This window comes from Nonomuraea sp. SYSU D8015, from assembly GCF_008065375.1.
Lineage (GTDB): Bacteria > Actinomycetota > Actinomycetes > Streptosporangiales > Streptosporangiaceae > Nonomuraea.
In genome coordinates this window covers 48,373-67,296 of the sequence record NZ_VJYI01000009.1, presented here as the reverse complement: position 1 = coordinate 67,296, position 18,924 = coordinate 48,373, and the positions used below count along the sequence as shown (strand labels likewise).

Sequence of the window (18,924 nt, the reverse complement as noted above, 5' to 3'; positions counted from 1 at the left end):
CGGCATCGGGTAGGGCTAGACTTCGGCGAGGCCCAGGCGAGTCCCTGTGCCCGGGCCTAACATCCGTCAGCAGCCGCTGCATGAGGAGCCACTGAGTTGTCACGTCGCCTGTTCACCTCCGAGTCGGTCACCGAGGGCCACCCGGACAAGATCGCCGACCAGATCAGTGACGCGATTCTCGACGCCATGCTCAAGGACGACCCCAAGAGCCGGGTCGCCGTCGAGACGATGATCACTACCGGCCAGGTTCACGTCGCAGGCGAGGTCACGACCGAGACCTACGTCGACATCCCCGGCGTCATCCGCGAGAAGATCCTGGAGATCGGCTACGACGCCTCTCACAAGGGCTTCGACGGCGCCTCGTGCGGTGTGTCGGTGTCCATCGGCGCTCAGTCGCCCGACATCGCCCAGGGCGTCGACGACGCCTACGAGCACCGGGTCGACGGCGACGCCGACGAGCTCGACCGGCAGGGCGCTGGCGACCAGGGCCTGATGTTCGGCTACGCCTGCCGCGAGACCCCCGAGCTGATGCCGCTGCCGATCACGCTGGCCCACCGCCTGGCCCTGCGCCTGTCGCAGGTGCGCAAGTCCGGCACGGTGCCCTACCTGCGGCCGGACGGCAAGACCCAGGTGACGATCGAGTACGACGGCGACACGCCGGTGCGTCTCGACACCGTGGTCGTCTCGACGCAGCACGCGGCCGAGATCGACCTGAGGGAGATGCTGACGCCGGACATCAAGGAGCACGTGGTCGACCCGGTGCTGGCGGATCTCGACATCGACACCGAGGGTTACCGCCTGCTGGTGAACCCGACCGGCCGGTTCGAGATCGGCGGTCCGATGGGTGACGCGGGCCTGACCGGCCGCAAGATCATCATTGACACCTATGGCGGCATGGCGCGGCACGGTGGCGGCGCGTTCTCCGGCAAGGACCCGTCCAAGGTGGACCGTTCTGCCGCGTACGCGATGCGCTGGGTGGCCAAGAACGTGGTGGCCGCGGGGCTGGCCGACCGGTGCGAGGTGCAGGTGGCGTACGCCATCGGCAAGGCGCAGCCGGTGGGGCTGTTCGTGGAGTGCTTCGGCACCGAGAAGGTGCCGGTGGAGAAGATCCAGGACGCGGTGCTGCAGGTGTTCGACCTGCGTCCGGCCGCGATCATCCGGGATCTCGACCTGCTGCGCCCGATCTACTCGGAGACCGCCGCCTACGGGCACTTCGGCCGCGAGGGCTTCTCCTGGGAGTCCACCGATCGCGCCGAGGCCCTGAGAACCGCCGCCGGCCTCTGACCTGGTCGCCCTTCGAAGTAGGGAGGCGTCGTCGTACTGAACGACGCCTCCCTCCAGCCGTTCCACGGCCCGCCCGGCTCACGGCCGCCCCGGCCCGGGTGATCGCCCGGCTGCAGCCGCCGCTCTGTCCGGCCATCGCCGACCACGCCATCTCCGGCCGTCCCATGCCTATGTGTCGCCGGCTCGCCATGCCGCGGTTTGCCGAGGCCCGCGCGGACGCCGGAGCGCTGTCAGGGCCCGGGTGTGACGCGAGCTCCGGCCTGGTGGGTTCGTCACGGCTGTGCGGCCGGAGGAGGCATGCGGCTGGAGGAGGTATGCGGCCGGGGGAGGCATGCGGTCGGCACGGCGGCGTCGTGGTGCCCGTCTCGGGCCCGCGCGTGGCGGGGCGGGATCGCGAGGGTTGAGAGGGCTGGCCGCATCCGGGCCGTGGTGCGGTCTGAGGCCATACATGGTGCGTCGCGGTCGTGGTGAGGGCCGTGAGGTGCTCGGCGCATCTGGATCGCGTGGCGCTGTCGGACGTGCGCACGCCGCTTTGGGATCGTGGCGCTGCTCAGGGCGTGCCGTTGTCGCGTCAGGGCCGTCGTGATGGTGCCGGTCCGGTCTCGGCGGGCGGGCGTTCGGGGTGGCCGGGTCTGGTAGACGTAATGCGTGACCGACTCCGACGACGCCCTTCTGCCGCTCGACGCCGTGCGGCCCCCAGCGTCGTCGAAGGACACCAAGGGCGCCGTCGTGCCGGCCCCCGAGCGGCCGGTGGCGCGGGTGGCCGTGGACAGCCCCCTGCCTCACCTCGACCGCCCCTTCGACTATCTGATCCCCGCGTCCATGCACGAGACGGCCGAGCCCGGGGTGCGGGTGCGGGTGCGGTTCGCGGGCAAGCTGGTCGACGGGTTCCTCCTGGAGCGGGTGGACGAGAGTGACCACGAGGGCAGGCTGACGCCGCTCGAACGCGTGGTGTCGCCCGAGCGGGTGCTGACGCCGGAGATCGCCGGGCTCGCCAGAGCGGTCGCCGACCGGTACGCGGGCACCCTCACCGACGTGCTCCGCCTCGCCGTCCCGCCCCGCCATGCCAGAGCCGAGGCCGAGACGCCGAAGCAGGACGATCCCGCCGTCCCGGACGCGGGCGTACCGGCGGGGGAGCAGACGCGGGGCGAGAGCGCCTGGGACGCGTACCCGACCGGCCCCTCCTTCCTGGACGCGCTGCGCAACGGGCGAGCCCCGCGAGCCGTGTGGTCGGCGCTGCCCGGCGCCAGAGGATGGGCCGGCGCGATGGCCGAGGCCGTGCGGGCGACGCTGGACGGCGGCAGGGGAGCCGTCGTCGTGGTACCCGACGGCAAGGACGTCGCACTGGCCGACGTCGAGTTCACACGGGTTCTTGGCCCCGGCAGGCACGTGGCGCTCACCGCCGACCTTGGCCCCGCCGAGCGCTACAGGCGGTGGCTGAGGGTCCTGAGAGGCCAGGTACGCGCCGTCGTCGGCACCCGGGCCGCCATGTTCGCCCCCGTCGCCGAACTCGGCCTGGTGGCCATCTGGGACGACGGCGACGACCTGCACGCCGAGCGCCTGGCCCCCTACCCCCACGCCCGCGAGGTCCTCGGACTCAGAGCACACAGGACCGGCGCGGCGATGCTGATCGGCGGATACGCCCGCACCGCGGAGGCCACCCAGCTCATCGCCGCCCGCTGGGCCAGGCCCATCGTGGCCGCCCGGACGACGATCAGGAGCCTCGCCCCCCGGGTCCGGCCCGCGGGCGAGGACGCCGAGCTGGCCAAGGACCAGGCCGCCCGCCAGGCCCGGCTGCCCAGCATCGCGTGGCGGGCCCTGCGCCACGGCCTGGAGAGCGGCCCCGTGCTCGTCCAGGTCCCGAGGCGCGGCTACCTGCCCGCCCTCGCCTGCCGCCACTGCCGCACCCCGGCCCGCTGCACGCACCCGCCGACCCGCACGGCCTCGGCTCTCCTGGCCGCGGTCGCCCCGCCGGGAGAGGCGACCGGCCGCGGCTCCTCGACGGCGATCCCGCTCCTCGGCCTGACCGGCCCGTCCGGCGGCCCGTCCGGTGGCGCGTCCGGCGCGCTTGGCGGCCTACCAGGGGCACCTACCGGCCAGTCGCGGCAAGGGAACCCGTCTGGCCACCCCGTCGGCGGTCCCAGGGGATGGGATGCGTCGTTGCCGGACGGCCCAGCGGGACAGCCGGCCACAGGCGGCCCCGGCACGCGCGGTGGGTCCCACGGCGCGCCAGTCAGGCCCCATGGTGCAGGAGCACCCGACGAGTCCCGTGGCGCCGGCACGCCTGGCGGGTCCGGTGGCGCCGGCACGCTTGGCGGGTCCCGTGGCAGTGGCGCACCTGGCGGGTCTCTCGGCGGCGGTGCGTCTGGCGGGTCCCATGGCGGTGGCATGCCTGGCGGGTCCCCTGGAGCGGGCGCGCCCGGCGAACCCCAGGGAGCTGGGGTGATCGGCGAATCCCACGGTGCGCAGGCGATCGGCGAATCAGTGGGTGCGCAGGTGATCGGCGGATCCGAGGACGCGGGGCTGATCGGCGGGCTTGCCGGGCCAACCCCGTTCTGCCATGGGCCGCTCGCGCTCAGAGGGGGCCACGCCGCCCCCTACTGCCGCTGGTGCGGCCGGGTGGACGCCGACTGGCGATGCCCCACCTGCGGCAGCCCCCACCTGCGCGCGGTGGTCGTCGGCGCCCGCCGCACGGCCGAGGAGCTGGGCCGGGCCTTCCCGTCGGTCCAGGTGCGCACGTCCGGCCGCGACGGCGTGCTGGCCACCGTGCCGGCCACCCGCGCCCTGGTCGTCGCCACGCCCGGCGCCGAGCCGGTGGTCGAGGGCGGGTACGCGGCGGCGGTGCTGCTCGACGGATGGGCGCTGCTGGGCCGGGCCGACCTGCGGGCGGGCGAGGAGGCCGTGCGCCGCTGGATGAACGCCGCCGCCCTCCTCCGCCCCGGCGCCGAGCTGGTGGTGCTGGCCGACGCCGCCCTGCCCGCCGTACAGGCACTGCTGCGGTGGGACCCCGTCACCCACGCCGAGCGCGAGCTGGCCGACCGCGCCGAGCTGGGATTCCCGCCCGCGGTGCGGATGGCCACGCTCACGGGCGCGGCGAGCGCGGTCAGGCAGATGCTCGACGAGACACGCCTCCCGCCCGACGCCCAGGTGCTCGGTCCCGTGCCGGTCGACGACGCGGGCCAGGAACGCGCCATGATCCGCGTACGCAGGAACGGCGGCGGCGCGCTGGCCGCCGCGCTCAAGGGGGCCAGTGGGGTACGCGCGGCGCGTAAGACGCCAGATGTCGTGAGGGTGAGTGTCGACCCCCTCGACCTGATTTAAACCCTTTCCCCGATTCGCTCATCTGGTGACCAGCCGTTAGCGTGCCCATGTGTCGATCGAATGGGTGAACCAGGCCATCGACGACCTGCGCGCTTGGGGGCGCGCGCGGGAAGTCGAGGTGGACGCGGACGAGGTCCGCCTGCTCTGCGACTACGCCAGCGACTACCTCAACGTCAACGAACTGGGCGATTTCGCTCCGGAAACCTTCGACGAGCTGCTCCTGTCCATCTACCCGCGCAAGGTCATCGCGCCTCCGGAGAGCGCGCCCGAGACCATCGCCGCCGCCCGCACCTTCGTCGACTACCTCAGCGACGCGGGCGTGGTGCCCGAGGAGCGCGCCGCCCGGATGCGCGAGCGGCTCGACGACATCGGGCCGCGCATGGCCGGCGCGCTCGCCGACCCCTCGAACTTCGGCATGGCCAAGAGCCTGTTCAGCTCCATCGGCCCCGATTCGCTCGAGCAGTCGATCGCCATCCCCTCCGGTGAGGTGCCCGACCTGAGCCCCGACCTGGGCGACGCGCCCTGCGACTGCCCGGGCTGCACCCCGCTGCCGGCCGCCCGGCTGGCCCCGCCCGAGGAGCTCCTCGCGGCCCTGCGGACCGTGCCAATGCTGCGCGAGCGGCCGCTCCCGGGCGAGGACGAGCCGCTGCGCGAGTGGGCGCAGGCCGTCGCCCGCATCCTCGACCACGACACGCGCGGCGAGATCACCGGCTCGGCCGAGCTCGACGAGGAGCTCTACGACCTGTTCGACATGCTCTACCGGCTTCAGGTGCGGGTGCCGGTGAGCGTGATCGGCGACTACCTCGACGACCTCGCCGCCGACGGCGAGGCCGACCTGGCCGGGGTGCTCGACCGGCTGGCCTGGTGCGGCCTGCTCAGGGTCGCGGGCGACGACGCCGAGCTCACGCCGCTGGCCGTCTGGGCGCTGCGCGAGCACTACCTGTCGCTCGGCCTCGACGCCCCGCAGGCTCCCGACCTGGCCGAGGCCGATGCGCTCGGCCTCATCGAGGGGCTGCTCGAAGGCATCCCCGCCGAGCTCGCCGAGGCCGACATCGACCGCTGGCTGACCGGGAGGACTCCCGGCGAGGCCGCCGGCGAGCTGCTGGCCGCCGCCTCCGGCGCGCCCGCGGTGGCCCGCGGCATCGCGATCACCATCGTCGACCGGCTCGGCCCCGAGGCCGAGCCCCAGGTGCGCGACTACCTGGAGGACCAGGAGCTGCGGCCGCACGCCATCCACTGGCTGGCCGCCCGCGGGCTGCCCGCGCCGCAGCTGACCCAGGAAGAGCTGCTCTGGGTCAGCGTCGACATGCTGGCGCTGGCGATGCCGGCCGCCGAGGAGGATCCCGAGATCTTCGCCGAGAACATGGCCGCCTCCGGCCCGCCCGCCCATATGATCGAGGAGATGTGGCGAGTCGACCACCCCGACGTCGTCGAGGTCCTGGAGCTGCTCGGACGCTCCATCCCCGACGGCACGGTCGCCAAGGCGGCGCGCAAGGCGGCCTTCAAGGCCCGCTCCCGCGCCATCCGTTGAGTACGCTCATGTGACTGGTGTGCAGTAAGTTTCGTGGGTGGCCAACAACGTCTTCGACCTCGCCGAGCTGCGCAAGCTGATCGATGAGCAGGCCGCCGTGCCGTCACGGCCGGCCGAGGAGCCTCCCGCCGAGGAGCACGAAGCGCTGACCTTCCCACCGGTCCTGCTCGCGCCCGACGCCGAGCTGGCCAGGGCGGTGCCCGCGGTGCCGCTCGTCGCCGACGCCATCAGGCTCACCGCCTGGACGGGCGCCCGGGAGGTGAGCGCCGGCGGCCACCTGAGCGAGGCCGACGCGGCCGACGCGGCCGAGGCGCTCGGCCTGCCCGCCGACCGGCTCCGCCTCGTCTGGATCGTCGCCGTCAACACCGGCCTGCTGCAGATCGCCGGCGGGCGGGCATCCCGGGGGCCGCTGTCGATGCAGCTCACGGTCGAGGCCACGCTGGAGTTCTGGGACGGCGTGGTCATGGACGTGCTCGACCGCGCCGACGAGGGGCTGACCGGCTCCGCCGTGGTCGACGGCCATCTGGCCGAGATGCTGGCCACGATCTACTCCGTGCGCTCCGGCGTCGCCACCGCCAATCTCGCCAGGGGCATACTCCAGTCCCACGAGGTCGCGTGCGCGCCCGGCCCCGTCGAGATGCGCCGGCTCGCCGCCGCGCTGCCGGCCGAGCTGCTGGAGGCCCTGTCGCTGCTGACGTACTGCGGCCTGGTCGAGCAGACCGCCGCCGGCCGCACCGCGCTCACCCCGCTCGGCGTCTGGGCCATCCGCCGCGACCTGCTGCGCGAGGGGCACGACGCGCCGACCACGGCCGAGGTGGAGGTGTTCGCCGACCTGTCGGCGGGCGAGCTGGTCGAGGCGCTGGTCAAGGGCTCGGCCACGCAGAGCGCCGTCGCCGGCTGGCTGGAGCGCCGCTCGCCCGAGTCGGCCGCCCGCGACCTGATCGAGATCGCCGCGTCCGGCACCGCAGGCCAGCGCGGCGCGGTCGGCGCGATCCTGGAGGAGCTGGGGCCCGAGGCCGAGGCGCCCGTCAGACAGGCGCTCGACCAGCCGCTGATGCGCCGCTACGCCGCCTCCTGGCTGCACATCCGCGACCTGGAGGCGCCGCCGCTCAGCCCCGAGGACCACACGTGGATCGCGGTCGACTCGCTGGCCGCCCTCATGCACCTGTCCGGCCCCGCCGCGGGCCGGCTCGACACGCCCGAGCCGGGCGAAGACCTGATCAAGCTGGTCAACGAGATGCCCGCGGTCGGCCACCCCGACACGATCGCGGTGCTCGACATGCTGGCCTCCAGCCACGACGACCAGGCGGTGGCCAAGGCGGCGCGCAAGGCCGCGATGAAGGCGCGCTCCCTGCAGCCCACTAAACTGGGTTGATCCCACCCTTGAGAAACGGAGTGACCCCTTGGCGATCCAGTCGATCCGGCTGTTCGGAGACCCGGTGCTGCGCACCCCGGCGGCCCCGGTCGTCGACTTCGACAAGGAGCTCCGCAAGCTGGTCAAAGACCTCACCGACACGATGATGGACGCGCCGGGCGCGGGCCTCGCGGCCCCGCAGATCGGCGTCGGCCTGCGGGTGTTCACCTACTACGTCGACGAGCAGCTCGGCCACCTGATCAATCCCGACCTCGACCTGTCGTCGGAGATCGACGAGGAGGGCGAGGAGGGCTGCCTGTCCTTCCCCGGCCTGTCGTTCCCGACGCCGCGGGCGATCCGCGCCGTCGCCAAGGGCTTCAACATGCACGGGGAGCCGGTCGTGCTGGAGGGCACCGACCTGATGGCGCGCTGCTTCCAGCACGAGACCGACCACCTCGACGGCATCCTGTTCATCGACCGCATGGACCCCAAGCAGCGCAAGCTGGCCATGAAGGCGGTCCGCGAGGCCGAGTGGAGCGGCCTGTCCGCCCCCGTCATCAAATACTCGCCGCACGCGACCGGCGGAAGGGCGCTCTGAGAGCATGCGTCTGGTCTTCGCGGGCACACCCGAGACGGCGCTGCCGTCGCTGCGCACCCTGATCGACTCGCCGCGGCACGAGGTGGTGGCGGTCGTCACCCGCCCCGACGCCCAGTCAGGGCGGGGACGCAAGGTCCACCCCTCGCCGGTGGCCGCGCTCGCCGAGGAGTCGGGCATCGAGGTGCTGCGCCCGCAGAAGGCCGGCGACCCGGCCTTCCTCGACCGGCTGCGGGCCCTGGAGCCCGACTGCTGCCCCGTGGTCGCCTACGGCGCGCTGCTGCCCCAGCCGGCGCTCGACGTGCCCCGCCACGGGTGGATCAACCTGCACTTCTCGATCCTGCCCGCCTGGCGCGGCGCCGCGCCCGTCCAGCACGCGATCCTGCACGGCGACGAGATCACCGGCGCCACCACGTTCCAGATCGTCAAGGAGCTCGACGCGGGGCCCGTCTACGGCGTGGTCACCGAGGAGATCCGCACCACCGACACCAGCGGCTCGCTGCTGGAGCGGCTGTCGGTCTCCGGAGCCGGGCTGCTCGCGGCCACCCTCGACGGCGTCGAGGACGGCACCCTGGAGGCGCGGCCCCAGCCGGCCGACGGGGTGACCATGGCCCCCAAGATCAACGTGGACGACGCCCGGGTCGGCTGGGCCAAGCCCGCCATGCACGTCGACCGGCTCATCCGGGCCTGCACCCCCAATCCCGGCGCGTGGAGCGAGTTCCGGGGGCAGCGGATCAAGCTCGGGCCCGTGCGCGTGGTCCCCGGCGAGCGGCTGGCGCCCGGGGAGATCGCCGCCTCCAAGACGGCCGTGCTGGTCGGCACCGCCACCGACGCCGTGGAGCTGGGCGAGGTGCAACCGCAGGGCAAGCGGCTGATGGGGGCCGTGGAGTGGGCTCGCGGAGTCCGCCCGGAGGGCAAAGAGATCTTCGAGTGACCCGATCGGGGAAGTCAGACGGCATGAGGGCCAACGGCGACCGAGGGACCGGCGGCGGCCGGGGTGCTGCCGGGAGCGGCGGCGGCCGGGGCGCCGGGAACATCCGGGGTGGCGGCGTCGGCCGGGGCACCGGTGGCGGCCAGGGTGCCGGGAACAGCCGCGGTGGCGGCGGCCGGGGTGCCGGTGCCGGCGGGGAGCGTTCGCGAGGGCCGCGCAGGCCGCCGCGCGACCCGGCCCGCAACGCCGCCTTCGACGTCGTGCGCGCCGTCGACGAGCGTGACGCGTACGCCAACCTGCTCCTCCCGCGCCTCCTGCGCGATCGCGGCATCAAGGGGCGCGACGCCGCGCTGGCCACCGAGCTCGCGTACGGCACGCTGCGCGGCCTCGGCACCTACGACGCGATCATCGAGCTGTGCAGCGACCGCGCGCCCGACCCCGACGTGCGCGACGCCCTGCGGCTCGGCGCCCACCAGTTGCTGCGCATGCGCGTCCCGCCGCACGCGGCCGTCGGCACCACCGTCGATCTCGTACGCCTGCGCGTCGGCCCCGGCGCGGCCAAGTTCGCCAACGCCGTCCTCCGCAAGATCGCGTCCAGGACGATCGAGGAATGGCTGCCGATCGTCGCCCCCGACCCGGCCGCCGACCCGGTCGGCCACCTCGCCGTCGCCCACGGCCATCCCCGGTGGATCGTCTCCGCCTTCCGTGACGCGCTGGGCGGCGATGCCGAGCTGCCCGACCTGCTCGCCGCCGACAACGCCCGGCCCCAGGTGACGCTGGTCGCGCGGCCGGGGCGCAGCTCGGTGAAGGAGCTGGAGGAGGCCGGCGCCCTCCCGGGCCGCTACTCGCCGTACGCCGCGTACCTGCGTGAAGGCGATCCCGGGCAGATCGAGGCCGTGGCCGAGACCCGCGCCGCCGTGCAGGACGAGGCCAGCCAGCTGGTGGCGCTCGCCCTGACCCGCGTGCCGGTGGAGCGGGAGGGCGAGGAGCTGTGGCTCGACATGTGCGCCGGGCCCGGCGGCAAGGCGGGGCTGCTCGACGCCATCGCCGCGTACGGCGATCCCTCGGGATTCCCGGGCGGGGCGCGGCTGCTCGCCGCCGACGTGCAGCACCACCGGGCGCGGCTGGTCTGGCAGACCACCCGGCGCGCCGTGGTCGTCACGGCCGACGGCACGGAGCCCGCGTGGCGACCGGGGGCGTTCGACCGCGTCATGCTCGACGCGCCCTGCACCGGGCTGGGCGCGCTGCGCCGGCGGCCCGAGGCGCGGTGGCGGCGCGATCCCTCCGGCATCCCCGAGCTCGGCAGGCTGCAGCGGCGGCTCCTCGCCACCGCTCTCGACTCTCTGCGTCCCGGCGGCGTCGTGGCGTACGTCACCTGCTCGCCCCACCTCGCCGAGACCCGCGTCGTGGTGGGAGACGTGGTAGGGCGCCGCGACGACGTCGAACAGCTCGACGCCCGCGACTACCTTCCCGGGGTGGACGGGCTGGGAGACGGCCCGCACGCCCAGTTCTGGCCGCACCGCCACGGCACCGACGCCATGTTCCTGGCCCTGCTCCGCAAGCGCCCCTGACACCCGGCCCGCTCAGCGGCTAACGGGAGACGCCGCGAGTGGAGCCCCCAAGCAAGAAGAAGAGGAAGCGCAGGTCGGCCTCCAGCAAACCGGAGGATGCCTTGGCTTTCATGCCTGGGAGGGATCCGGCTTTCCGGGGCGCGGGGTAGGAGAAGCCGGATCGTCGCCGGGCGATTCAGCTTCTGCCGCAGGAGTGCTGAGAGCGACCTCCAGCAGGGACAGGATCTCGGAGTTGATGGACCGCCGGTCAGCGGCCGCCCGAGCGGCCAGCCTGGCGTGGAAATCTTTGGGAATGCGCAACGCGCAACGAATCATGATGCTATTACGATGTCATGACGACATCGGCGATTGACGAGGACACCCGGCATGCCCGGTACACCTTCCGGCTTCGCCTGTCGTCCACCGCTCGCACGGCACTGCTGGCAGAGTGGGATCGTTGCCGCTGGATCTGGAATGAATGCGTGGCCAAGTCCAAGCAGATCAACGCCTCCAACACGACCCGCCCGGACGGTGAGCCCAAGCGGACCTGCGGTCCGGCACAGCTCGACAAGATGCTGACCGAAGCACGCCGGATAACGCCATGGCTGCGCGAAGGAAGCAGTGTTCCGCAACAGCAGATCATCCGCGACTTCAGCAAGTCCCGCGCCAAGGCGTTGAAGGACATCAAGGACCGGCTGCCCATGGCACAACGAGCCGGGATGCCCAGGTGGAAGACGAAGCGCGAGGCGCTGCCGACACTCGGCTACACCAAGCGGGGCTTCCGGTTGCAGGACAGTCGCCTGCACCTCGCGGGCGGGATCACACCGACGGTGGTATGGTCCCGCGGGCTCCCCGCCGAGCCGTCCAGCGTGCGCGTGTACCAGGACAACCTCGGTCACTGGTACGCCTCGTTCGTCCTCCCCGCCCAGGCTGAACCGCTGACGAAGACCGGCCGGGCGATCGGCATCGACTGGGGCGTGAAGGAAACCGCGACCACCACCAGCGAAGCCTACGACCTACCCCATGCCGAGCACGGTAAGAGGGCCGCCGCGAAGCTGGGCCGGTACGACCGGATGATGGCCCGGCGCAGGCCAAAGAAGGGGCAGGCCGGCTCGAAAGGCTACCGGGAGGCCAAAAGGTTGCGGGCCAAGCGTTACAAGAAGGTCGCCCGGCAGCGCCAGGACACCGGCCGCAAGTGGGCCAAGAAGGTTGTCCGCGACCACGATGCCCTGGCGGTGGAGGACTTCAAGCCGAAGTTCCTCGCCAGGACCACCATGGCCCGTAAAGCCGCCGACGCCGCCATCGGCGCCACCAAGGCGGCCCTGATCGAGATGGGCCGCAAGCACGCGCGTGACGTGCATCTGGTCCACCCCGCGTACACCACGATGGACTGCGCGCACTGCGGAGCGAGAGCCAAGCACGCATTGCCGCTGGGTGAGCGCACCTACACCTGCAGCGCGTGCGGAGCCGTCTCCCCCCGGGACAAGAACTCCGCACGCGTCATGCTCGTCCGGGCTGGTCTGAACCCGGCTGGTGTTGATCGCGGAAGACCTGACGTCCCGCCTGGACGCCAGGCAGCGTGAGCCAGGAATCCCGAGGCTTCAGCCGAGGGAGTAGTCAATAAACTTGGGGAATCATGGCCGTACAGATCTCGCCCAGCATCCTCGCCGCCGACTTCGCCAGGCTCGCCGACGAGGCCGCCGCCGTGCCCAATGCCGACTGGCTGCACGTCGACGTCATGGACTACCACTTCGTGCCCAATCTCACCCTCGGGCTGCCCGTGGTCGAGGCCCTGCGCAAGGCGACCTCGACGCCGCTCGACTGCCACCTCATGATCGAAGACCCGGACCGCTGGGCGCCGCAGTACGCGGAGGCCGGGGCTGGCAGCGTGACCATCCACGTGGAGGCGGCCAAGGCCCCGATCCGCACGCTGCGCGAGATCCGCTCGCTCGGCGCCCGCGCCGGGCTCGCGCTCAACCCGGCCACGCCCGTCGAGCCTTACGAAGACCTGCTCGGCGAGGTCGACATGCTGCTGCTGATGACCGTCGAGCCCGGGTTCGGCGGGCAGAAGTTCCTCGACGTCGTGCTGCCGAAGATCCGCCGGGCGCGGGCGCTCGTCCAGCGGCACGGCGGCGCCGTCTGGATCCAGGTGGACGGGGGAGTGGACGCCGACACCATCGGGCGCTGCGCCGAGGCGGGCGCCGATGTGTTCGTGGCGGGCAGCGCCGTCTACGGCGCCTCCGACCCGGTGGCCGCCGTCGACCGGTTGCGTGCCGCCGCCACCCGCGCCATGACATGAAAGGCCGCTCATCTGGGTAACTATCCACTTATGGGCGACTATGGGATCTTTGGTCCCTCCTCGGTGACGTGGCGGGTGATGGGCGAGCCGATCCTGCTGGTCGGCGGCATCCGTGCGCTGCTCATGCAGGGGCTGCACCCGCGGGCGATGCGCGGCGTGCTGCAGAACTCCGCGCTCATGGACCCGGACGAGGCCTGGTCGCGCTTCGTGCGCACCACCGAGTTCGTCCGGGTGCGCACGTACGGCACGACCGAGGAGGTCGAGCGCGCCGGGCGTCGGGTGCGCAAGATCCACGCCCGGCTGACCGCCTGCGATCCCGACACCGGAGACACCTTCCGCCTGGACGACCCGCCCGCGCTGCGCTGGGTCCACGTCGGCGAGGTCGACTCCTACCTGTCCGTCGCCCGCCGGGCGGGCGTGGGGCTGACGGACGCCGAGGCCGACGCGTTCGTGGCCGAGTGGCGGCGGGCCGCCGAGGTCGTCGGGCTCAAGGCCGACGAGGTGCCTGGGTCGGTGGCCGAGCTGCGCGACTACATCGAGGCCGAGCGGCCGGGGCTGCGCTTCGTCCCCGAGGCCGCCCACCCGCTGCGCCTGTCGCTCAACGCCCCGCTCCCGCGCCTGCTGCTCCCGCTCAAGCCCGCCGTGCCCGCGCTCATGCTTCTCTCCTTCGCCACGCTGCCACGCTGGGCCAGAAGACTGTACGGCCTGCCCGCCACGCCCGTCGGCGACCTGTGGGCGACGGCGACGCTGCGCACCCTGCACACCGGGCTCGGCCTGGTCCCCGCCCAGGTCCGCTACTCCCCGGCGGCCCGGCGCGCGCACCGGCTGACGGCCGCCTAAAGCGGACGCTTGGTCAAAAACGCGGGGGTGGTCGCATGTGTCGATTCGGGCATGGCACACTGATACCGGAAGAAAGCTAGCGTGCTCCGGGGTCGGTGAAACTCCGAACCGGCGGTGATAGTCCGCGACCCGGCCGATGCCATCGGCCGGTTGACCCGGTGAAACTCCGGGACCGACGGTTAAAGTCCGGATGGGAGGCAGCGCGCGAGGCGTCCGGTGTACGGCCGGATGCCTTCTGTGGTGCATTCGTGCACCACTCGAGTCCCCCGGGGCCCGCCGTGGCTAGGAGCTACTGGCGAGTAGGAGACCCGGGTGGAGATACCCGAGCAGGACGCCGCGCACATGGCGCGCGCCGTCGAGCTGGCCGCGCGCGGACACGGCACCACCAGCCCCAACCCCGTCGTGGGCTGTGTCGTGCTCGACGCCGCCGGGGCGGTGGCGGGCGAGGGGTTCCACGCGTACGCGGGCGGGCCGCACGCCGAAGTCGTGGCCCTGTCGCAGGCGGGGGAGCGGGCCCGGGGCGGCACGGCGTACGTGACGCTGGAGCCCTGCGACCACACCGGCCGGACGGGGCCGTGCAGCCGGGCGCTGCTCGACGCGGGGATCGCCCGGGTGGTGGTCGCGGTCGCCGATCCCAGCCCGAAGGCGGCGGGCGGGGCCGCGCGGCTGCGGGCCGCCGGGGTCGCCGTGACGATGGGGGTGCTCTCGGCCGCGGCGGAGCGGGTCAACGAGGAGTGGCTCACGTACGCGCGGCTCGGCCGGTCCCACGTCACCTGGAAGTTCGCCGCCACGCTCGACGGCAGGTCGGCCGCCGAGGACGGCACCAGCCAGTGGATCACCTCCGCCGAGGCCCGGGCCGACGTGCACCGCCTGCGCGCCGCCGCGGACGCGATCGTGGCCGGCATCGGCACCGTCCTGGCCGACGACCCCCGCCTCACCGCCCGCCCCGCCCCGGCGCCCTGGCCCGGCTCGGTCGCACGGTCTTCGCTGGACGGCGATCGTGATGGGAGCACGCGCTCGGACACCGCCGTCGCCGCCGCTCCGGGAGCCGCCGCTCGCGTCGGTGCCGGGGGTGCAGGTGAGGCGGACACGGTCCGCGCCGCCCCGCCGGCCGAGACCGGAGCCGCCGGCGTCGGCGCGAGCAGCCCGCGTGGGACAGATGCCGCGCAGGCGCTGAATGCCGGGCGTGTGGTGGGCGCAGGCGGAGGGGCGAACGGCCGCGTTCCGTTGCGGGTCGTCGTGGACACCGAGGCGAGGACGCCGCCGGGCGCCCGGGTGCTCGATGACGAGGCGCCCACGCTGATCGCCGTCGCCGAAGGCGTCGGCACCGAGCTCAAGGCCGACCTCCTGCGCCTGCCCCGCCACGGCGACGGCCTCGACCTGCACGCCCTCCTCCGCGAGCTGGCCGCGCGCGAGGTCGTCAGCGTGTTCCTGGAGGGCGGGCCGACGCTCGCCGGTTCGTTCCTGCGGCAGGGCCTGGTCGACCGCGTGGTCGCGTACGTCGCGCCCGCGTTGCTGGGCTCCGGCCGCTCCGCGCTCGGCGCGGCCGGGGTGGGCACCATCGGCCGCATGCACCGCCTGACCTTCGACGAGATTTCCCCCATCGGGCCGGACGTGCGGCTGATCGCCCGGCCCATCGCACACCCATGCAGGGAGCAGTGATGTTCACCGGAATCATTGAGGAAAAGGGCGAGGTCATCGCCATCGAGCAGGCCGGCGGCGGAGCCCTGCTGTCGGTGCGCGGCCCGCTGGTCACCTCCGACGCCAAGCATGGCGACTCGATCGCCGTCAACGGCGTGTGCCTCACGGTCGTGAAGGTCGAAGGCGAGGTGTTCACGGTCGACGTGATCAGGGAGTCGCTGGACCGCAGCTCCCTGGGCACGCTCACCGAGGGCTCGGCGGTGAACCTGGAGCGCGCCGTACGCGCCGACCAGCGCCTCGGCGGCCACATCGTGCAGGGCCACGTGGACGGCACCGCCGTGCTGCTGTCCCGCGACCCCGGCGAGAGCTGGGACGACCTGCGTTTCTCCCTGCCGGAGCCGCTGAGCCGGTATGTGGCGGAGAAGGGCTCGATCGCGATCGACGGAATCAGCCTGACGGTCACGACGGTTGACGACGAAAGCTTCGGCGTGAGCCTCATCCCCACCACGCTGAAGCTCACCACCATGGGCGAACGCCAGGTGGGCGACATGGTGAACATCGAGGTCGACGTGATCGCGAAGTATGTGGAAAGGCTGGTGGCGCGACAGTGAACTGGGCCAACGCCGGATTCACGATATTCGGCACACATGTGCTCTGGACCGACCTGATCGGCAACATCGCCGCTCTGTCCACGGTCCTGCTGGCCATGCGCAAGTCGATCTGGACGTGGCCGGTGCAGTTCACCGGCTCGGTGCTGCTGTTCATCGCCTCAGTCAACGCCCACATCACCGGCAACGCGCTCAAGCAGGCGATGTTCGCCGCCCTGGCCGTCTACGGCTGGTGGGCGTGGCGGCGCGGCACGCAGAACGGCAGGCAATTGGCCGTCCGCCCGGCCGACTGGTGGGAGCGGTCGTTGCTGATCGCCTTCATGCTGCTCGGCACCGTCGTCGTCGGGCTGCTGTTCTACTTCACCGGCCTGTCGTGGGGCGCCCATGAGCCGCTGCCGAAGGGCGCCTTCCTGGTGGCCGCCGACGCCTACATCTTCGTGGGCAGCGCCATCGCCACGTGGGCGCAGGGGCGGGCGCTGGTCGACTTCTGGATGGTGTGGGTGGCCGTGGACCTCGTCGGGGTGCCGCTGGCGTTCAGCTCGGGTCTGGTCGTGTCCGGCACCGTGTACGGGATCTTCTTCGTGCTGGTGGTGATCGGCTTCGTGAAATGGCTGCGCGAATACCGGTCCTCCTCGCTGGCCGTGGCGGCGGTGGCGCGATGAGCGAGATCAAGCTCGACCCGATCGAGCGCGCGATCGAGGACATCCGCGACGGCAAGGCGGTCGTGGTCGTCGACGACGCCAACCGGGAGAACGAGGGCGACCTCATCTTCGCCGCCGCCAGGGCCACGCCGGAGCTGTGCACGTTCACTATCAGGCACACCAGCGGGATGATCTGCGTCGCCATGGAGGGCAAGGAGCTCGACCGGCTCGGCCTGCCGCTCATGGTGTTCCACAACAAGGAGCGCATGCGCACGGCGTACACGATCACCGTGGACGCCCGCGACGGCGTCACCACGGGCATCTCCGCCGCCGACCGGGCCAAGACCATCCGCACGCTCGCCGACTCCGCCACCGAGCCCAACGAGCTCGTCCGCCCCGGCCACATCTTCCCGCTGCGCTACCACGAGGGCGGCGTGCTGGCCCGGCGCGGCCACACCGAGGCGGCCGTCGACCTGGCCAGGCTGGCCGGGCTGTCGGCGGCGGGCGCGCTGGCCGAGGTCGTCAACGACGACGGCACCATGGCCAGGCTGCCCGAGCTGCGCCGCTTCGCCGACGAGCACGACCTGGCGCTGGTCTCGATCGAGCAGCTCGTGGACTACCGCAGGCGCGTCGAGAGCATGGTCACGAGGGTCGTCGAGACCAAGCTGCCGAACGTGTACGGAATGTGGCGCACCTTCGGCTACGCCAGCGACCTGGACGGCGGCGAGCACGTCGCGCTCGTCTTCGGAGACCTCGGCGACGGCGAGAACGTCCTGGTCAGGGCCCACTCCGAGTGCCTGACCGGCGACGTGTTCGGCTCGTTGCGCTGCGACTGCGGCGTGCAGCTCGAAAACGCCATGTCGGCCATCGCCCACGAGGGCCGCGGCGTGGTCGTCTACCTGCGCGGCCACGAGGGCCGGGGGATCGGCCTGCTGGCCAAGCTGAGGGCGTACAACCTGCAGGACAACGGCAGCGACACCGTCGACGCCAACGTGGAGCTGGGGCTGCCGATCGACGCGCGCGAGTTCTCCAACGCGGGGCAGATCCTCGCCGACCTGGGGGTCAAGTCGGTGCGGCTGCTCACCAACAACCCGGCCAAGCTCAAGGGCATGGACGGGTACGGCATCAAGATCCTCGGCCGCGAGCCCATGCCCGTGGCCATGAACCCCCACAACGAGCGATACCTGACGGCCAAGCGCGACCGCCTCGGCCATGACATCTCGGAGGCGTCGTGAACACCTCCCCGACCCGCCGGCCGGGCCTCGCCCGGCCGGCGGGTCCCGCGGCGTCGTGCCGCGTTCCGTCCCCGGGGCCGAAGCCCGGGGTCTCCACACTCCAGGAGGTTCGATGAGCGGAGAAGGACGCCCCGGGATCGCGGTGCCCGACGCCTCGGGGCTGACGGTGGGCGTGGTGGCGGCCAGCTGGCACGCCAAGATCACCGACCAGCTGGTGGCGCGGGCCGTGCAGGCGTGCGACGACAGCGGCGCCCGGGCCACCGTGGTACGTGTGCCGGGCTCGCTGGAGATCCCGGTGGTCGCCCAGGCGCTGGCCCGCCGCTGCGACGCGGTGGTGGCGCTGGGCGCGGTCATCAGGGGCGAGACCGCCCACTTCGACTACGTCTGCGACTCGGTGACCTCGGGCCTGACCCGGATCTCGCTGGACGAGGAGACCCCGGTCGGCAACGGCGTGCTCACCTGCGACACGCTGGACCAGGCTCTGGATCGTTCCGGTCTGCCGGGCAGCAAGGAGGACAAGGGGTACGAGTCCACCGTGGCCGCGCTGGAGACCGCCCTCCTCCTGCGGACCCTCCGGTGACCTGAGGTAGGTTTCCCTCGTGTCAGAGCCCGTCCAGCCTCCGTCCCTGCCCGTCACCTGGCGTCCGCGCCGGACCAGGATCGTCGCGTACGGCTTCGCCGTGCTGATCGTGGCAGGGGCGGTGATCATGGCCGTCTTCATCGCGGAGCCGTTCAAGCTGCCCGACCGGCTGGCGATCGTGGCGTTCGGATGCGCGGTGGCGTACGTACTGCACCTGCTGGGCCGCGTGCGGGTGGAGGCCGACGAGGAGGGCGTCACGATCGTCAACGCCGTCCGCACGCACCGCTACACCTGGCCGGAGATCCTGGACGTCACGCTGCTGGTGGGCGATCCGTGGCCGCGGATCGACTTCTCCGACGGCCGCACCATCGGCGCCATGGGCATCCAGGGCTCGGAGAAGCCCCGCGCCCGCCGCGCGACGGCCGAGCTGGAGGCCCTGATCCGCGAGCGCGGGGAGGCCAGGGAACGATGACGCTGGCGTAGCCTGAAGGCGTGCTGCGGCGGACAATCAAGG

17 protein-coding genes and 1 riboswitch are annotated in these 18,924 nt (G+C 72.7%); of the genes, 16 read left to right on the top strand and 1 reads right to left on the bottom strand.

Annotated features, from left to right (window positions below; all coding sequences use genetic code 11):
• Positions 1-96 precede the first annotated feature (96 nt).
• The 7 genes from metK to ID574_RS32450 all read left to right on the top strand — a co-directional run bounded on the left by metK (position 97) and on the right by ID574_RS32450 (position 10,587).
• The gene (gene metK / locus ID574_RS32485; protein ID WP_188192812.1) at positions 97-1,284 is read left to right on the top strand and encodes a methionine adenosyltransferase; all 1,188 of its coding nucleotides are present in this window, start codon (positions 97-99) and stop codon (positions 1,282-1,284) included.
• Positions 1,285-1,932: 648 nt separating this feature from the next.
• Positions 1,933-4,605 carry a primosomal protein N' family DNA-binding protein gene (locus ID574_RS60325; RefSeq protein WP_442939340.1) on the top strand — a complete coding sequence of 891 codons (2,673 nt, stop codon included), beginning with the start codon at positions 1,933-1,935 and terminating at the stop codon, positions 4,603-4,605.
• 49 nt (positions 4,606-4,654) lie between these two features.
• Positions 4,655-6,136 carry a hypothetical protein gene (locus ID574_RS32470; protein WP_188192811.1) on the top strand — a complete coding sequence of 494 codons (1,482 nt, stop codon included), beginning with the start codon at positions 4,655-4,657 and terminating at the stop codon, positions 6,134-6,136.
• Positions 6,137-6,173: 37 nt separating this feature from the next.
• Positions 6,174-7,511, top strand: coding sequence for a hypothetical protein (locus ID574_RS32465; RefSeq protein WP_188192810.1), 1,338 nt, complete (start codon positions 6,174-6,176; stop codon positions 7,509-7,511).
• Positions 7,512-7,539: 28 nt separating this feature from the next.
• Entirely contained in the window at positions 7,540-8,088 is a 549-nt protein-coding gene (def, locus tag ID574_RS32460) for a peptide deformylase (RefSeq protein ID WP_188192809.1), read from the top strand.
• 4 nt (positions 8,089-8,092) lie between these two features.
• Positions 8,093-9,019: a methionyl-tRNA formyltransferase gene (gene fmt, locus ID574_RS32455; protein WP_188192808.1), complete on the top strand. Its 927-nt coding sequence runs from the start codon at positions 8,093-8,095 to the stop codon at positions 9,017-9,019.
• Between the two features lie 23 nt (positions 9,020-9,042).
• On the top strand, positions 9,043-10,587 hold the full coding sequence (locus ID574_RS32450) for an RsmB/NOP family class I SAM-dependent RNA methyltransferase (RefSeq protein WP_188192807.1): 1,545 nt from the start codon (positions 9,043-9,045) through the stop codon (positions 10,585-10,587).
• A 108-nt stretch (positions 10,588-10,695) separates the two neighbouring features.
• On the opposite strand, the gene ID574_RS62965 is transcribed toward ID574_RS32450, so the two are convergent.
• Positions 10,696-10,902 carry an Arc family DNA-binding protein gene (locus ID574_RS62965; protein WP_188192806.1) on the bottom strand — a complete coding sequence of 69 codons (207 nt, stop codon included), beginning with the start codon at positions 10,900-10,902 and terminating at the stop codon, positions 10,696-10,698.
• A 17-nt stretch (positions 10,903-10,919) separates the two neighbouring features.
• On the opposite strand from ID574_RS62965, the gene ID574_RS32440 reads away from it, so the two are divergent.
• From ID574_RS32440 to ID574_RS32400, 9 genes are all read left to right on the top strand, one after another.
• Positions 10,920-12,149, top strand: a complete 1,230-nt coding sequence (locus ID574_RS32440) for an RNA-guided endonuclease InsQ/TnpB family protein (RefSeq protein ID WP_188192805.1) — start codon at positions 10,920-10,922, stop codon at positions 12,147-12,149.
• Between the two features lie 53 nt (positions 12,150-12,202).
• On the top strand, positions 12,203-12,865 hold the full coding sequence (rpe, locus tag ID574_RS32435; protein ID WP_188192804.1) for a ribulose-phosphate 3-epimerase: 663 nt from the start codon (positions 12,203-12,205) through the stop codon (positions 12,863-12,865).
• 30 nt (positions 12,866-12,895) lie between these two features.
• Positions 12,896-13,705 carry an oxygenase MpaB family protein gene (locus ID574_RS32430; RefSeq protein ID WP_188192803.1) on the top strand — a complete coding sequence of 270 codons (810 nt, stop codon included), beginning with the start codon at positions 12,896-12,898 and terminating at the stop codon, positions 13,703-13,705.
• Positions 13,706-13,782: 77 nt separating this feature from the next.
• Positions 13,783-13,913, top strand: a riboswitch (FMN riboswitch).
• Between the two features lie 104 nt (positions 13,914-14,017).
• The gene (gene ribD / locus ID574_RS32425) at positions 14,018-15,367 is read left to right on the top strand and encodes a bifunctional diaminohydroxyphosphoribosylaminopyrimidine deaminase/5-amino-6-(5-phosphoribosylamino)uracil reductase RibD (protein ID WP_223167291.1); all 1,350 of its coding nucleotides are present in this window, start codon (positions 14,018-14,020) and stop codon (positions 15,365-15,367) included.
• On the top strand, positions 15,367-15,957 hold the full coding sequence (locus tag ID574_RS32420; protein WP_188192802.1) for a riboflavin synthase: 591 nt from the start codon (positions 15,367-15,369) through the stop codon (positions 15,955-15,957). Before ribD ends, ID574_RS32420 begins: the two co-directional genes overlap by 1 nt.
• Positions 15,954-16,616: a nicotinamide mononucleotide transporter family protein gene (locus tag ID574_RS32415; RefSeq protein WP_188192801.1), complete on the top strand. Its 663-nt coding sequence runs from the start codon at positions 15,954-15,956 to the stop codon at positions 16,614-16,616. Before ID574_RS32420 ends, ID574_RS32415 begins: the two co-directional genes overlap by 4 nt.
• Positions 16,613-17,830: a bifunctional 3,4-dihydroxy-2-butanone-4-phosphate synthase/GTP cyclohydrolase II gene (locus ID574_RS32410; RefSeq protein WP_188192800.1), complete on the top strand. Its 1,218-nt coding sequence runs from the start codon at positions 16,613-16,615 to the stop codon at positions 17,828-17,830. The genes ID574_RS32415 and ID574_RS32410 overlap by 4 nt, the downstream gene beginning before the upstream one ends.
• Positions 17,831-17,942: 112 nt before the next feature.
• Complete coding sequence (gene ribH / locus ID574_RS32405) at positions 17,943-18,410, top strand: 6,7-dimethyl-8-ribityllumazine synthase (RefSeq protein WP_188192799.1); 468 nt, start codon at positions 17,943-17,945, stop codon at positions 18,408-18,410.
• A 19-nt stretch (positions 18,411-18,429) separates the two neighbouring features.
• Positions 18,430-18,882 (top strand): PH domain-containing protein, encoded by a 453-nt coding sequence (locus ID574_RS32400; RefSeq protein ID WP_223167290.1) that lies wholly within the window; start codon positions 18,430-18,432, stop codon positions 18,880-18,882.
• The last annotated feature ends 42 nt before the right edge of the window (positions 18,883-18,924 follow it).

What these genes read in the sequence shown, in the direction of transcription:
- fmt (WP_188192808.1), top strand. Translation starts at nt 8,093, where the DNA reads ATGCGTCTGGTCTTCGCGGGCACACCCGAGACGGCGCTGCCGTCGCTG.
- ID574_RS32450 (WP_188192807.1), top strand. Translation starts at nt 9,043, where the DNA reads ATGAGGGCCAACGGCGACCGAGGGACCGGCGGCGGCCGGGGTGCTGCC.
- ID574_RS62965 (WP_188192806.1), bottom strand. Translation starts at nt 10,902, where the DNA reads ATGATTCGTTGCGCGTTGCGCATTCCCAAAGATTTCCACGCCAGGCTG.
- ID574_RS32440 (WP_188192805.1), top strand. Translation starts at nt 10,920, where the DNA reads ATGACGACATCGGCGATTGACGAGGACACCCGGCATGCCCGGTACACC.
- rpe (WP_188192804.1), top strand. Translation starts at nt 12,203, where the DNA reads ATGGCCGTACAGATCTCGCCCAGCATCCTCGCCGCCGACTTCGCCAGG.
- ID574_RS32430 (WP_188192803.1), top strand. Translation starts at nt 12,896, where the DNA reads ATGGGCGACTATGGGATCTTTGGTCCCTCCTCGGTGACGTGGCGGGTG.
- ID574_RS32420 (WP_188192802.1), top strand. Translation starts at nt 15,367, where the DNA reads ATGTTCACCGGAATCATTGAGGAAAAGGGCGAGGTCATCGCCATCGAG.
- ID574_RS32410 (WP_188192800.1), top strand. Translation starts at nt 16,613, where the DNA reads ATGAGCGAGATCAAGCTCGACCCGATCGAGCGCGCGATCGAGGACATC.
- ribH (WP_188192799.1), top strand. Translation starts at nt 17,943, where the DNA reads ATGAGCGGAGAAGGACGCCCCGGGATCGCGGTGCCCGACGCCTCGGGG.